Consider the following 13,982-nt stretch of genomic DNA (forward strand, 5'->3'; position numbering starts at 1 on the left):
AGTGAACGATCAAGCCGCCGCCGGCATTCCCGCCCGACCGCCCGATCCTCCGCGCCCGGCTTGCCCGCCCCGGTCCGTCCGCGCCCCGCGCCCCGCGCCGGGTGCCCGCTCGGCGTCTCCGCCCCCACCCCGCCGGGCCGGTACCCCCTGCGGCGCACCGCCCGCCCCGCCCCCACGGGACCCCGCCCCGCCCGGCACCGGCGCCGCCGCCGCTCAGGCGAGGACCACGCACGCGGCGGCGGGCACCTCCACGGCTCCGCGCCGCCGCGGCGCCCCGTCCAGCGGGTCCGCGTCGAACCACGTGACGTCCCCGGACCACTCGTTCGCCACGTACAGCCCGCGGCCCGCCCGGTCCACCACGAGGTCGCGCGGCCAGACGCCCCCGCACCCCGTGCTCCCCGCGACCCGCGGCTTCTCCGGCCCGTCCGCCAGGGACAGCGTCACCAGCGCGTCGGCGCCCCGTACCGCCACCCACAGGAACCGGCCGTCCGGCGAGACCGCGGGCACCGATGGGCACGGCCGCGCCCCCTCGGGCGCCTCGCCGTCGGCCACGGCGACCTCCGACAGCGGCTCCAGCCGGCCACGCCCGGCGTCCCAGCGGCAGACCGTCACCAGCGGCTCCAGCTCGTGCAGCACGTACACCACCGTGCCGTCCGGATGGAACGCCAGGTGCCTCGGCCCCGAACCGGCGCGCAGCCCCGCCTCCCCGTGCACACGCACCGCCCCGCTCCGCGCGTCGAGCGCGCAGACCCGCACCGAGTCGGTGCCCAGGTCCGTGGTGAGCACCCAGCGGCCGCTCGGGTCCGGCAGCACCTGGTGGGCGTGCGGCGCCCCCTGGCGCTCCGGGTCCGGGCCGCGGCCCTCGTGGGGGAGGACGGCGGGCGGCCCGGCGATGCCGCCGTCGTCGCCGAGGGGCAGGCTGCTGACGCTCCCCGAGCCGTAGTTGGCGGTGAGGAGCCGGCGCCCGGCGACGCTCAGGTGCGTCGGGCCCGAGCCTCCCACCGCCACCGGCCGGCCCAGCGGGGTCAGCTCCGGGCCCCGCGCCCGGAACGCCGCGACCTCGCCGAACTCCGCCTCGCCCACCGCGTACAGCACCCCGGCGGCCCGGTCGAGGGCGAGCCACGAGGGATTGACGAGACCGCCGACCGCCGAGACGGGCGCGAGCGCCCCGCTCCCGGGATCGACGGAGGCGACCGTGATGCCCTGCCCGCCGCCCGAGGTGAACGAGCCGATGTACGCCCAGGACCCGCCCTTGCAGACCATGAATGTTCCCTTTCCTCGCATGCGTTCCCGGCTGGTAACGACCACCTCCCGCCCCGGTCACCACGGCCCGCCCCGCCTCGCCCCGGCACCACACGCCGCTCACCGCCCCGGCCACCTCGCCCGCTCACCGCCCCGGCCCCTCGCCGCCCGGCACCACTCACCCCGGCCGCCACCTCCGTCCCGGCCCCCTCGCCCCGCCCCCGTCGCCCCCACCGCCCGCCTCCCGGCGCCCGAGCACTCGCCCCCCCCGTGACGGCCGGGGCGGTGCGCTGTCCGCGAACCGGTCTGGGCGCCGCGGACGCCGGATGCTTGGGTGGCGGGATGGAGATTCTGGTACTGGGGGGAACGGCCTGGCTGGGCCGGGAGCTGTCCCGGCAGGCGCTCGCCCGCGGGCACCGCGTGACGTGCCTCGCGCGCGGCGAGAGCGGGCGCGTGGCGGACGGCGCGGTACTCGTCCCCGCCGACCGGCGCGACCCGCGCGCCTACGACCCGACGGCCGGCCGCGAGTGGGACGCGGTCGTCGAGGTGTCCTGGCAGCCCGGATTCGTCCGGGGGGCGCTCGCCGCGCTCGCCCACCGGGCCCGGCACTGGACGTACGTGTCCTCCATCAGCGCGTACGCCTCGCACGCCCTTCCGGGTGCCGACGAGTCCGCGCCGCTGCTGGACCCGCTCGACGCGGACGAGGCGGACCGCCGGGTGTACGGCGAGGCGAAGGCGGCCTGCGAGCGCGCGTCGGCGGCGGCCGTCGGCGACCGCCTCCTCATCACCCGCGCCGGGCTGATCGGCGGCCCCGGAGACGGCAGCGGACGGTCCGGCTACTGGGCGGCCCGCGCCGCGCGCGACCCCGGGGGCCCGATGCTCGTCCCGGACACCCCGGACCTGCCGACGCAGGTCGTGGACGTACGGGACCTCGCGGCCTGGCTGCTCGACGCGGCCGGGGCCGGCACCACCGGCACGTACGACGCGGTCGGCCCGGTCGTCCCGTTCCGGGAGTGGCTCGCCCTGTCCCGCGCCGCCGCCGGGCACACCGGCCCGCTCGTCGCGGCCGACTCGGCCTGGCTCCTCGGCAACGGCGTCGGCGAGTACATGGGACCCGAGTCGCTTCCCCTGTGGCTGGTCGACCCGGCCTGGCGGGGCTGGTCCGCCCGCGACGGCTCCGCGGCGCGCGCGGCGGGACTGCGCCACCGCCCCCCGGCGCGGCTGCTGGCCGACGTCCTGCGCTGGGAGCGCGAGCAGGGTCTGGACCGGCCGCGCCGCGCCGGCCTCGGGGCGCGGCGCGAGGCCGAGCTGCTCGCCGCCCTCGCCGCCCGGCCCTGACGGGGGGTCCGGCGCCGGGCGGTCAGCCCCGCCACGGGTCCGCGGCGGCACCTCCGGGCCGCCCTCCGCCGACCCAACCGGCCCAGCCGTACCGGCCGTACCGGACGCACGCCGTCGACCGGCCGGGCAGCTCGGCACCGCGCCCGCAGCCGGCCCGCCGGCTCGTCGCGGCCGTACGCGGCGTGCGGCGGCTGCGCCCGGTTCCCGGTGCCCGCCCGGCGCGCCGCGGGGCGGGTGCCGGGACCGTCCCGGCGACGGCGACGGCGTCCGCGCCCCACCCGGCCCGGGTGGGCGCCGAACCGGTTCGGCGAGCCCCGGTCTCGCGTGCGGGGGACCGGTCGGCGGGTCCGGCCCCACGGCGGCGGCGGGCCGCCCGGCGCCCGTGCCGGGCCGGCCGGCGCCCACGTCGAGCCGGCCGCGGCGAACCGCCCCGGGACGCCCGCCGCACACCTCGCGGACGCGCCACCGCAACCCGCCGGCCACACGCGACACGCGGAATCGGCCAACGGTGAGGAGTCTCACAAAATGCCGATTCCGTTCGAAGATCCCTCCCCTCATGGGTCAAGATCCCTGACGACGACAAGCCCTCGCCGCCGTGGCGGGGCGGTCCGGGTGGACGCCGAGTCCTGCCGCCGTCCGGATCTGGTCGACACGAGGTAATCGGCAGGAGTGGAGGACCCAGCAGTACCGGGACGTGCGCACCACGGCCGTCCCTTGGGGTGAAGCCGCGTCAGCGGCCGGGCAACTTCGCCTGCCCGAACCCGACAGGTCATCCTTCGCAGGCGGATGACGAAGGGTTGCGCATGACCGCGCAGAATCACGTCCAGTCCGTGCTGTCCCGGACCGGTGCCGTCTCGGCCCTGACCATCGCCGCCCTCGCGGGCTCCCTGGTCGCGCCGGGCGCCGCCCCCGAGGCACAGGCCGCGGGCCCCGCCCACGCGACGAAGGCCCTCAACGTGGCCGCGTCGAAGAAGGGCTCCCCGTACAAGTACGGGGCGGTGGGCCCCAACCGGTTCGACTGCTCGGGCCTGACGCTGTACGCGTACAAGAAGGCCGGGAAGAACCTGCCGCGCACCGCGCAGCAGCAGTACAACAAGACCCGCCACATCTCGGCGTCCACCGCCCAGAAGGGCGACCTGGTCTTCTTCCACTCCGGCGGCCGCGTCTACCACGTGGGCGTCTACGCGGGGAACAACCGCGTCTGGCACGCCCCGAAGGCCGGGTCGGTGGTGAAGCTGGAGCGGATCTGGACCAAGAAGGTCCTGTACGGCCGGGTGCGCTGACCCGCACCCCCGGTCCCTCCGGGACGCTTCCGCCCCGGACGCGCCGGGCCGTCGGTGCCGGTGCCCGCTGGGCGCCGGCACCCGGACGCACCGGTGCCCCGGACCTCCCAGGTCCGGGGCACCGGCGTACACCGGCTCAGATGCCGGGCACCAGCCCCAGCACGGGTGCCACCGGGGCCACCACCTGCCGCAGCTGGCCGAGCTGCTGCACGCCGCTCAGCCCGCCGAACTGCTCGGTCACCCGGGGCACCTGGGAGCGGTACTCCTCGTCGACGCCGCTCGTGGCGAGGTCGTCCACCTGGCTGAGGAGGGAGGGGCCCTGCGCGCCGGGACCGACCGGCAGGACGGACGCGTTCGCGGCGGGCGCGGCGAGAGCGGAGGCCCCGGCGGCGAAGGCGAGGGCGGCGAGCACACGGTGAGTCTTGGTCATACCGCTACCAACGCCGCACCCGCGCACAGGTCACGCCCCGGCTCCCGCGATCGGCCCCACGGGCCCCGCCGGCTGCGAGGACCAGCGCCTCGGGCCCACACCAGCCCCATAAGCCCACCCCAGCCGCACAGGCTCGCACCAGCCCCACAGGCCACACCAGCCCCGTGGGGCCCGCGGCACGCGCACGGGCCCCGCGGCACGCCCCCGAAGAACCCCACCGGTCACACGGACCGCACCGGTCGGCGGACCCCGCGGGCGGCACGCGCCCCCCCCCCGGCGCCCGGGCAGCGCGGTCCGGGCTCCGACGGCCGGGCCCGGCCGCCGCCCGCCCCGCACGGCGTTAGGCTCGTCGGATGGCGAAGTACTTCGATGTGCACCCCGACGACCCGCAGCGCCGCACCATCGGCACTCTTGCCGAGATGATCCGCAACGGCGCCCTCGTCGCGTACCCCACGGACTCCTGCTACGCGCTGGGCTGCAGACTGGGCAACCGGGAGGGCCTGGAGCGGATCCGGGCCATCCGGCGGCTCGACGACCGCCACCACTTCACGCTCGTCTGCCGGGACTTCGCCCAGCTCGGCCAGTTCGTGCAGATCGACAACGACGTCTTCCGGACGCTGAAGGCCGCGACGCCCGGCCGCTACACCTTCATCCTCCCCGCGACGAAGGAGGTGCCGCGCCAGCTCCAGCACCCGAAGAAGAAGACGGTCGGCGTCCGCATCCCCGACCACACCGTCACCCAGGCCCTCGTCGCCGAACTCGGCGAGCCGCTCGTCTCCAGCACCCTGCTGCTGCCGGACGAGGAGGAGCCGCTGACGCAGGGCTGGGAGATCAAGGACCGGCTCGACCACGTCCTCGACGCGGTCCTCGACTCGGGCGAGTGCGGCACGTCCCCGACGACGGTCGTCGACTTCTCCGGCGGAGCCCCGGAGATCGTCCGCCGCGGCGCGGGAGACCCGTCCCGCTTCGAGTAGCCGCCGCCCGCCGGGTCGGACGCGCGGGGGCGTCAGATCCGCTCGTGCGCGACCTCGTCGTCCCCCGGCCGGCCGCCGCCGCGCCTGCGCCGCGCCCTGACCACCCGCATGCGGTCGAGACGCGAGATGACGGGCGCGGCACTCACCCCGTGCACCAGGACGGACGCGACGACGGTGAACGCCACGACGGCCCACAGCTCTTCGGCCGGCACGTGGAACCCCTCCGAGCCGAGGGCGTACGCCAGGTAGAACAGCGAACCGACGCCGCGGATGCCGAAGAACGCGGTCACCACCCGCTCCCGGGGGCCGGCGACCGTACCGAGCTGCGCCACCCACCCCGTCAGCGGGCGCACGGCCAGAAGCAGCAGCAGCCCGACGGCGGCGCCCCGCCAGGACAACGCGGCCAGACCGCCCCGCGCCACGAACGCGCCCAGCAGGAACAGCAGCCCCGCCGTGAGCAGCCGCTCGACCTGCTCCACGAAGTCGTGCAGCACCGTGTGGTAGCCGTGGTCGCGCTCGGCCGCCCGTATCCGGCACGCGGTGACGAACACGGCGAGGAAGCCGTACCCGTGGGCCAGCTCCGTCACCCCGTATGCCAGGAAGGTGGCGCCCAGGGCGACGAAACCGTCGCGGTGCTCCGACAACCGCACCGCCCGCCGCTCCGCCCGGAAGAACAGCCACCCGAGCAGCCGGCCCACCGCGAGCCCGCCCAGGACGCCGACCGCGCACCTGTAGACCACGTCGACCAGCAGCCACTCGCCGACCCACTCCCCGGACAGCCCCGCCCCCGCGGACCCGGCCAGCGCCACGGCCGCCATGACGACCGGGAAGGCCAGTCCGTCGTTGAGCCCCGCCTCACCGGTCAGGGCGAACCGCACCTCGTCCTCGTCGTGCTCCGACTCGGTGGGCGCGCCGACCCGCACCTCGCTGGCGAGCACCGGATCGGTGGGCGCGAGCGCGGCGGCGAGCAGCAGCGCGGCGGCGGGCGGCCAGTCCAGCAGCCACCAGGCGAGCAGACCGGTGGCGGCGATCGTCAGCGGCATCGCCACCCCGAGCAGCCGCCACGGCGCCTGCCACGTGCGACGGCCCACCGGCCGGTTCAGCGCGAGCCCGGCGCCCATCAGCGACACGATCACGCAGATCTCCGTGAGGTGCTCCACCCACACCCGGTCCGCCACCGGGTCGACCGCGGGCAGCGGCACCGGCAACGCCTGGAAGGCCATCCCGCACAGCAGGAAGACCAGCGGCACGGACAGCGGCCGGCCCGCCACGAGGCGGGGCAGCACCGCGGCGGCCAGCGCACCGGCCCCGAACAACGCGAACAGCACATCACCTGGCATCACCGCGGTCGTGTGCCCCGGGCGCCCCGGGCGTACGCCCCCTCCCGAGAGGCACACCGCACACCGCGCACCGAACGCCCCGCCGCCCCGGCGACGACCACCCGGCGCGGCAGTGTGATCATCGGGTAGGAGCACCCGCCCGGCATGAGTACGGATGCTCAGGCCCCGCCGCCGCCCGGACGCGGACGATGACCACCGACAGCCGCCGCACCCCGGGGAGAACCCGCATGCCCAGCCGCCTCGCCCACGCCCTGCTCCCCGCCTTCGGCCGTCTGACGGTCACCGCAGACCGGGACGCGGACCTCGCGCCTGGCAGCATCGTCGCCGCGAACCACACCTCCCTGGCCGACCCCGCCGTCGTGCTCGCCGCGCTGCACCGCCTCGGCGCTCGCCCCGTGGTCATGGCCGCCGCCGGACTGTGGCGGGTCCCCCTGCTCGGCCGCCTCCTGCGCGCCGGCCACCACATACCGGTGCACCGCGGAGGGCCCCGCGCCGCCGACGCCCTCGACCTGGCCGAGACCGCGCTGAAGCGCGGCCACCTCGTCCTCATCTACGCCGAAGGAGGCATCCCCACCCGCAAGGACGCCGCCGAGGCCCCTCCCGGCCCGTTCCGCAGCGGGCTCGCCCGGCTGGTGGAACGCACCGGCGCGCCGGTCGTCCCCGTCGGCCAGGCGGGCGCCCGCAGGATCACCTCGGGCGGCCCCGTCAAGCAGCTGGCGGGCGCCCTCACCGCGCCGCTGCGGCGCCCCGGCCTCCACGTCCACGTGGGCGCGGCGCTGGACCCGGCGGGCGATCGGGCGGCGACGACCGCCCTGGCGCACGCCGCCGTGACCGAGGCGTGGCGCACCGCGGCCGCCCGCCTCGGCGAGGCGCCGGCCCCGGCCGGAAGGTGACCCCGCGGCGAGCGGCCGGGCCGCCGGCAGGCCCGCCTCACCCGGCCGACGGCGGCCGGACCAGGGTGTAGCGCAGCCCGCCGTCCGTGGCGCCGGCCGGGGTGAACCCGGCCCGCTCGAGCACCGCCCGGGAAGCGGCGTTGCCCGGCTCCACGGTCGCCCGCAGCACGCGCAGGCCCGGACGGGTGAACGCCCGGCCGGCCAGCGCGCGCAGCGCCTCCGACGCGTAGCCCCGGCCGCGCTCCGAGCGCACGATGTCGTAGCCGACCTCCGCCTCGCCCCCGGCGTCCGGGGCGGCGTGGAAGCCGATGCCGCCCACGGCCCGCCCGTCGGAGCGGCGGACCACGGCGTACGTGCCCCACCCCGGCCGGTACGCGCCCGCCTCGGCCGCCTCCACCACCATGCCCGCGGCGAATCGCGTGCCCTCCTCCGGACCGTCCCCCGCCCACGCGAAGCCGCCGCTCCCGGCGTCCCGCAGATCGGCCGCCGTCCCCGGTCCGACCTCGCACAGCGCGAGCCGCTCCGAGCGGACCGGGTCGGCGTGCCAGCGCCACGCGCCCAGGCGCGCCAGACCGGGGAGCTCCCCGCGGCCGGTGGCCCACAGCAGGCTGCGCCACGGGTCGCCGCCGGGCGGCACGTGCGGGAACAGCCGGTCCAGGGCCAGGGCGCACAGCCGCCGGGGCGGCTCCCAGCCGTGCTCGCCGAGGCCGGTGAGGATGTCGTGGGTGTGCACGAGCGCCTCCACGACGCCCATGGCGGCGAAGCCGTCCCCGCCCGCCGCACCGTACGGGTGCCAGGCCCGTACATCGGCCGGGGTCCGGTGCACGGCGGCCGCCAGCAGCCCGCCGGTGGCCTCCAGGACGCGGACGAGGCCGCCGGGCACCGCCACGACGTCGAAGGGGGCGTACCCGTCCGTCGCGCGGCCCGTCAGCTGTGTCGCGTACCCCGTGTAGTCGCTCGCGATGTGGACGGCCGTGTCGTGGCAGCTCCACTCCAGCCCGGCCGCCGGAACGGACCAGTCCCTGTCCGCCACCTCGCGCAGCGCGGAGGCGGTGGCGGTGACCGCCTCGTCGATGTCCGCCTCGTCGATGTCCTGTGGACCTGTGATCGCCATGGAGGGGACCCTAGGCGTGGAGCGACCCGCCGCGCACGCGGGTTTGCGGGACGGAGCCCGGCCGGCGACGTACCGCCGGCCGGCCGGGCCTCCCGGGCGTCCGCGTACCGACCGGCCGCACGGGACCCGCCGTCATCGGCGTACCGCCACCGGCCGGCTCCGGCCGGTCACCGGCGTACCGTCAGCTCCCGCAGCGGATCGCCCCCGTCGACGAAGACCCGCCCTGCGGGGGCGAGCGCCGCGGCGACGCGGGCCAGGGCCAGGCGGCCCGCCTCCGGATGGCGGCCGTCGAGCGCGCCGACCCGGAAGGCGAAGACCAGGTCGAACGGGCCCTCGCCCGGTTCCGGAACGAAGTCCTCGGCGGCGCACCGCCGCACCGTGAGGCGGCCGGACGCGATCTCCTCGGCGCAGGCGGCGCGCGCCCGGGCGACGGCCGCGGCGGACCGGTCGATCGCCAGGACGCGGCCGGTGTCCAGCCGCGCGGCGACCGCCCGCGCGGCGGCGCCCGGCCCGCAGCCGATCTCCAGGACCCGCAGGTGGGGCGCGAGCGGAAGCGCGGCGACGGCTTCGGCGAGCCGCGGCGAGAGCTGTGGCATGGGCCCACCGTACGCGCCGGGGCCCCGGCCGCCGGGATCGGCGCGGAGCCGCCGTCGTCCACGATCAGCCAGGTCACGTGCGAAAGGCCGGACCCGGCCGGTGGTCTCCGGCCGGGCACGGCCTGCGGGCGGTGCCGCGCCGTGCGGCGGGCACCGCCGCCGGGGACGGGCCCCGGCGGTCGCGCGTTCAGCGGGAGCAGCAGCACGCCTCGTCGACCCGCACGTCGTCGACGACCGGGCCGTAGGCGCCCCCGACCGTGCTGGCGAAGCCCAGCGTCGTGGTCGGCCCGTTGGCGACGAAGGTGAACTGACGCGTCACGTACCCCATCGCGGCCCGGGTCCGGCCCGTGGAGTCGAAGGAGAAGTCCTGGAAGTTCTGCCCGTCGACCAGGACGCGGCCCGTCTTCACGGCGGGGCCGCCCTCCGGGTTGGCGGCGAGCGCGTAGGAGACGGTGTACTGCCGGCCCGCCGTCGTGGTGAAGGTCTGCGCCACGGCCCCGGCCTGGCCGGCGTTGAGGTCGACGGACTGCTCCCCCTCCGCGGCCTGCCAGAAGCCGGCCCCGATGAGGTCCACCGCCCCGGCGGTGACCTTCCACGGCCCGATGGACTGGCCGGCGCCGACGGTCGTGAACGCGTTCGCGGGCGCCGCCGGGTATTCGAAGCTGCCGTCGTCGAAGCGGCTGACGGCCGAGGCCGGCGTGGCGAGCGCCACGACCGTGCCCGCGGCGAGCAGCGCGGCGGTGGCGGCTGCGGTGAGGGAGCGTGAGACCACCATGAGCACCTCCTGTGAGTGGGTGACGATCCGGTGGAGCACGCTCCAGGCTGCTGGCCGCGCGCGCGTCCTGAGAAGGGGACCCGCGGGGCGCGCGGGGGTGGCCGCCCCGCCGCGTGGTGCGCGGGCGCCGCCGCGCCCCGCCGTGAGCGGTCAGGCCGCGGCGGGCCCCGGCGCCCGCGCCCGCGCCGGCGGCCCACCGGGCGGCCCCCGTACGCCCGCTCCCGCCCTTCCTGCCCCGCCCCCGTCCGCCCGCCCCCGTCCGCCCCCACGCCGCCCCGCCCCCGTCCGCCCGCCCCTGCGCCGCCCCGGCCGGCGCCGGCCACGGGAGGGCGTGCGCGTGCCGGGGCGAGCCGTCCCCGCGTCGCGACGGGAGGGCGTGCGCGCCGGGTCGCCCCCCACGCGCATGCGCGGTCGACGGTCGAACGGCGTCCCGCAGTCCTCCGGGAGGCCGATAGGCTGCCGGTGCACAGCGGGCGATCGATGGAGGAGTGCCGGTGGGCGTGGAGGATCCCTTGTCGCGGATGCCCCGGATGCGGCTCGACGAGCTGCTGGAGGAGCTGCAGGCGCGCATCAACGCCGCCCGCGGCACCCGCGACCGGGTGCACAGCCTGCTGGAGGCGGTCGTCTCCGTGGGCCGCGAGCTGGACCTCTCCCAGGTGCTCCGCCGCATCGTGGAGGCCGCCGCGCTGCTGGTCGACGCGCAGTACGCGGCGCTCGGCGTGATCGGCCCCGACGGGCGCACCCTCTCGCAGTTCCTGACCGTCGGCCTGGCCGACGAGGAGATCGCCAGGATCGGCCCCCTGCCCGCCGGCCACGGCATCCTGGGCGAGCTCATCCGCAAGCCGGAGCCACTGCGCCTCACCGACCTGAGCGCCCACGAGGCGTCGTACGGCTTCCCCGCCCACCATCCGCCGATGCGGACCTTCCTGGGCGTCCCCATCCGCGTGCGCGACGAGGTGTTCGGCAACCTCTACCTCACCGACAAGCGCGGCGGCCACGACTTCGACGCCGAGGACGAGTCGGTGATCGCCACCCTCTCCGTCGCCGCCGGCGTCGCCATCGACAACGCCCGGCTGTACGAGGCGTCCCAGCGCCAGCAGCGCTGGCTCCAGGCGAACGCCGAGATCACCAGCAACCTGCTCTCCGGCAGCCCCCGGCTGCGGGTCCTGGAGCTGATCGCCCAGCGTGCGCGGGAGATCACCGGGGCGGCCCTCGCCGACGTGGCCGTGCCCGTGCCCGGCACCGGGGACCTCGTCGTCGAACTGGCCCTCGGCGAGGGCGGGGACCACCGCCGCGGCCTGGTCGTCCCCGTCGACGGCACCCTCTCGGGCGCCGCCTACGAGGCCGGGGCGCCGGTCACCACGGCCGGCCTCGCCGACGACGACCGCTACGACACGGGCGGCGGCCGCTTCGAGGGCTTCGGGCCCGCCGTCGCCGTACCCCTGGGCACCGAGGCGCACGACACGCGCGGCGTCCTGCTGCTCGCCCGCCCCCAGGGAGAACCCCTCTTCACGGAGGGCGAGTTGCAGCCGCTCCTGGCGTTCGCCGGACAGGCCGCGCTCGCCCTGGAGCTGGCCCAGCGCCGTACCGACGCCGAGCAGCTCGCCCTGCTGGAGGACCGCGACCGGATCGCCCGCGACCTGCACGACCTCGCCATCCAGCGGCTGTTCGCCACCGGCATGACCCTGCAGAGCGCCGCGCGGCTGGTCGCGCACGAGGGCGCCGCCGAGCGCGTCACCCGCGCGGTCGCCGACCTGGACGAGACCATCAAGATCATCCGCTCGACCATCTTCGGCCTGCGCGCCCGCGACGAGGACACCGGACCGAGTCTGCGCGCCCGCGTCGCCCGCGCGGTCGGGGAGACGGCGCACACCCTGGGCTTCCCGCCCCGCCTCAGCATGGAGGGCCTGCTCGACACGGACGTGCCGCCCGGCGTGGCCGACCACGTGATGGCGGCCCTGACGGAGACCCTCAGCAACGCCGCCCGCCACGCCCACGCGACGCGCGTCGAGGTCTCCCTGCAGGCCACCGCCGACGAGGTCGTGCTGACGGTGACCGACAACGGCCGGGGCATACCGGAGGGCGGCCGGCGCAGCGGCCTGCGGAACCTGGAGGAGCGCGCCCGCGGGGTGGGCGGCACCCTGGAGGTCGGCAGCCCCGCCGGGGGCGGCAGCCGGCTCGTGTGGCGGGCCCCGCTCGCCCCCGTTGACGCCGCCTGAAGCCCGCCGGGCCCCGTTCCCGTCCCGGCCCCGTTCCCGCCCCGGCCCCGGGCCCTCGCCCGGCCGGAGGGCGCCCGGAGCGTCCCGCTGGGGACCGGGCACGGGCGGAGGCACGGGCGTGCCCGGATACGGGCGGAGGCACGGGCTGCCCGGGTACGGGCGGGGGCGCCGCTACTCCGTGAGCCGCAGCCCCGTCACCAGGTCCGGGCGGATGCGCAGCGCGGCGTCGCCCAGCGGGGCGTCCGCCCACGGGCGCAGCCGGTTCGAGAAGCGGGCCAGCTCCGCGGCGTCGGTGACACGGCGGGCGTAGCCGGTCACCACCACGCTCCAGCCGAGGTGCGTCCGGGCGTCGATCACGTCGGCCTCGTACGCCACCACGACCCCGCGCGTGTCGGCGGGGGCCACGACGGAGGCGAGGGTCGCGCCGTCGTGGAGCCGCACGATGATGTCCTCGCCGTCCATGAGGTGGTTGACGGGGCGGATCGCGGGCAGCGCCTGCTGGGTGAAGACGATCCGGCCCAGCGACACGGAGCCCAGCAGGCGCAGCGCCTCGGCCCGGTCGAGGTGGGCCATGCGCCGGGGTGCCACCGTCTCCCGGTGGCCGGCCACCGGTCGATGCGTGGCTGCGTCGTTCATCGTGCCCACCTTCTGCTCCGCCCTGCGCCGTCGGCCCGCGGGCCGCCTTTTCGGCCAGGGTGCCGCGACGCCCCCCGCCGTACCAGGGCCGAACGGGCCCCTTTCCGCGCCCGTTGCCCCGGCCGGACGCCCGCCAGGTGGCGGGATCGGTGCCGATCAGGGCCGAAAGGCCCTGGCCGGACGTCCCGGCGCCGGGCAGGATACGGAAGGATCCGCCCGCGGCGGAGTACACGGAGACAACGGAGAGTGCGATGACGGACAGCAGCGGCGGCCCCGGCGAGAAGGAGCCGGTGAGGGTCTTCCTCCTCGACGACCACGAGGTGGTACGCCGTGGCGTGCACGACCTGCTGGACGCCGAACCGGACCTGACCGTCGTGGGCGAGGCCGCCACGGCCGAGCAGGCGCTCGTCCGCGTGCCCGCGCTGCGGCCGCAGGTCGCCGTGCTCGACGTGCGCCTCCCCGACGGCGACGGCGTGACCGTCTGCCGCGAACTGCGCTCCCGCATGCCGGAGCTGGCCTGCCTGATGCTCACCTCCTTCGACGACGAGGAGGCCCTGCTGGACGCGATCATGGCGGGGGCCTCCGGGTACGTGCTCAAGCAGATCACCGGTACGGACCTGGTCCAGGCCGTCCGCACGGTCGCCTCGGGCCAGTCGATGCTCGACCCGGGAGCCACCGCGCGCGTGATGGCCCGGCTGCGCGGCGGCGCCGAACCGGCGCAGGAACCGGCCGCGTCGAGCCTGTCCGGGCTGACCGACCGGGAGCGGGAGATCCTCGCCCTGGTGGGGGAGGGGCTGACGAACCGGGAGATCGGCAAGCGGCTGTACCTCGCGGAGAAGACAGTCAAGAACAACATCTCCCGCCTGCTCGCCAAACTGGGCGTGGAGCGCCGGGTGCAGGCCGCCGTCATCGCCACCCAGGCCCTGGCCGCCCAGGAGGACCGGGGCGGCACGGCGCCGGGCCGCGAAGGCCGCCCCCGCCACTGACCCCGTCCGTCCGCGCGCCCGGCCTCGCCCGCGCCCGGACGGGATGCCCCGGTCACGTCCACCCGCGCGTTCGCGGGTCCGGCCCCGCCGATCCCGGCGGGGCCGTTCCCTGCCGCCGCCCCGGCCCTGGCGCGGTGCCGCGGGCGCGGCGGGGCG

The 13,982-nt window shown here is 77.5% G+C and carries 13 protein-coding genes and 1 riboswitch; of the genes, 6 read left to right on the forward strand and 7 right to left on the reverse strand.

Going from position 1 to position 13,982, the window contains the following annotated elements; translation table 11 throughout:
• Window positions 1-213: 213 nt before the first annotated feature.
• Entirely contained in the window at window positions 214-1,263 is a 1,050-nt protein-coding gene (locus CP974_RS29050) for a lactonase family protein (protein ID WP_031137330.1), read from the reverse strand.
• Window positions 1,264-1,584: 321 nt separating this feature from the next.
• On the opposite strand from CP974_RS29050, the gene CP974_RS29055 reads away from it, so the two are divergent.
• Both CP974_RS29055 and CP974_RS29065 read left to right on the forward strand, forming a co-directional pair.
• On the forward strand, window positions 1,585-2,580 hold the full coding sequence (locus tag CP974_RS29055) for a Rossmann-fold NAD(P)-binding domain-containing protein (protein ID WP_031134931.1): 996 nt from the start codon (window positions 1,585-1,587) through the stop codon (window positions 2,578-2,580).
• A gap of 634 nt (window positions 2,581-3,214) precedes the next feature.
• Window positions 3,215-3,380, forward strand: a riboswitch (cyclic di-AMP (ydaO/yuaA leader).
• Window positions 3,381-3,383: 3 nt separating this feature from the next.
• On the forward strand, window positions 3,384-3,863 hold the full coding sequence (locus CP974_RS29065) for a C40 family peptidase (RefSeq protein ID WP_031134933.1): 480 nt from the start codon (window positions 3,384-3,386) through the stop codon (window positions 3,861-3,863).
• Between the two features lie 136 nt (window positions 3,864-3,999).
• Here the strand turns inward: CP974_RS29065 and CP974_RS29070 are convergent, their stop codons facing one another.
• Window positions 4,000-4,293, reverse strand: a complete 294-nt coding sequence (locus tag CP974_RS29070) for a hypothetical protein (protein WP_031134935.1) — start codon at window positions 4,291-4,293, stop codon at window positions 4,000-4,002.
• 353 nt (window positions 4,294-4,646) lie between these two features.
• Here CP974_RS29070 and CP974_RS29075 point away from each other — a divergent pair, with 353 nt between their 5' ends.
• A complete protein-coding gene (locus CP974_RS29075) occupies window positions 4,647-5,267 on the forward strand; it encodes an L-threonylcarbamoyladenylate synthase (protein ID WP_031134937.1) in 621 nt (206 codons plus the stop codon).
• Window positions 5,268-5,299: 32 nt separating this feature from the next.
• Here the strand turns inward: CP974_RS29075 and CP974_RS29080 are convergent, their stop codons facing one another.
• Entirely contained in the window at window positions 5,300-6,607 is a 1,308-nt protein-coding gene (locus CP974_RS29080) for a cation:proton antiporter (RefSeq protein WP_031134939.1), read from the reverse strand.
• A gap of 227 nt (window positions 6,608-6,834) precedes the next feature.
• Here CP974_RS29080 and CP974_RS29085 point away from each other — a divergent pair, with 227 nt between their 5' ends.
• Window positions 6,835-7,500 (forward strand): lysophospholipid acyltransferase family protein, encoded by a 666-nt coding sequence (locus tag CP974_RS29085; protein WP_031134941.1) that lies wholly within the window; start codon window positions 6,835-6,837, stop codon window positions 7,498-7,500.
• 37 nt (window positions 7,501-7,537) lie between these two features.
• On the opposite strand, the gene CP974_RS29090 is transcribed toward CP974_RS29085, so the two are convergent.
• The 3 genes from CP974_RS29090 to CP974_RS29100 form a co-directional block, all read right to left on the reverse strand.
• On the reverse strand, window positions 7,538-8,614 hold the full coding sequence (locus CP974_RS29090; RefSeq protein ID WP_085921167.1) for a GNAT family N-acetyltransferase: 1,077 nt from the start codon (window positions 8,612-8,614) through the stop codon (window positions 7,538-7,540).
• 167 nt (window positions 8,615-8,781) lie between these two features.
• Complete coding sequence (locus tag CP974_RS29095; RefSeq protein ID WP_031134945.1) at window positions 8,782-9,210, reverse strand: methyltransferase domain-containing protein; 429 nt, start codon at window positions 9,208-9,210, stop codon at window positions 8,782-8,784.
• 187 nt (window positions 9,211-9,397) lie between these two features.
• Entirely contained in the window at window positions 9,398-9,985 is a 588-nt protein-coding gene (locus CP974_RS29100; protein ID WP_031134946.1) for a choice-of-anchor C family protein, read from the reverse strand.
• 521 nt (window positions 9,986-10,506) lie between these two features.
• On the opposite strand from CP974_RS29100, the gene CP974_RS29110 reads away from it, so the two are divergent.
• Entirely contained in the window at window positions 10,507-12,204 is a 1,698-nt protein-coding gene (locus CP974_RS29110; RefSeq protein ID WP_376788282.1) for a sensor histidine kinase, read from the forward strand.
• A 171-nt stretch (window positions 12,205-12,375) separates the two neighbouring features.
• Here the strand turns inward: CP974_RS29110 and CP974_RS29115 are convergent, their stop codons facing one another.
• A complete protein-coding gene (locus CP974_RS29115) occupies window positions 12,376-12,840 on the reverse strand; it encodes a pyridoxamine 5'-phosphate oxidase family protein (protein WP_031134898.1) in 465 nt (154 codons plus the stop codon).
• 251 nt (window positions 12,841-13,091) lie between these two features.
• Here CP974_RS29115 and CP974_RS29120 point away from each other — a divergent pair, with 251 nt between their 5' ends.
• Complete coding sequence (locus CP974_RS29120) at window positions 13,092-13,826, forward strand: response regulator (RefSeq protein ID WP_031134896.1); 735 nt, start codon at window positions 13,092-13,094, stop codon at window positions 13,824-13,826.
• Window positions 13,827-13,982: the final 156 nt, after the last annotated feature.

The organism is Streptomyces fradiae ATCC 10745 = DSM 40063, from assembly GCF_008704425.1.
Lineage (GTDB): Bacteria > Actinomycetota > Actinomycetes > Streptomycetales > Streptomycetaceae > Streptomyces > Streptomyces fradiae.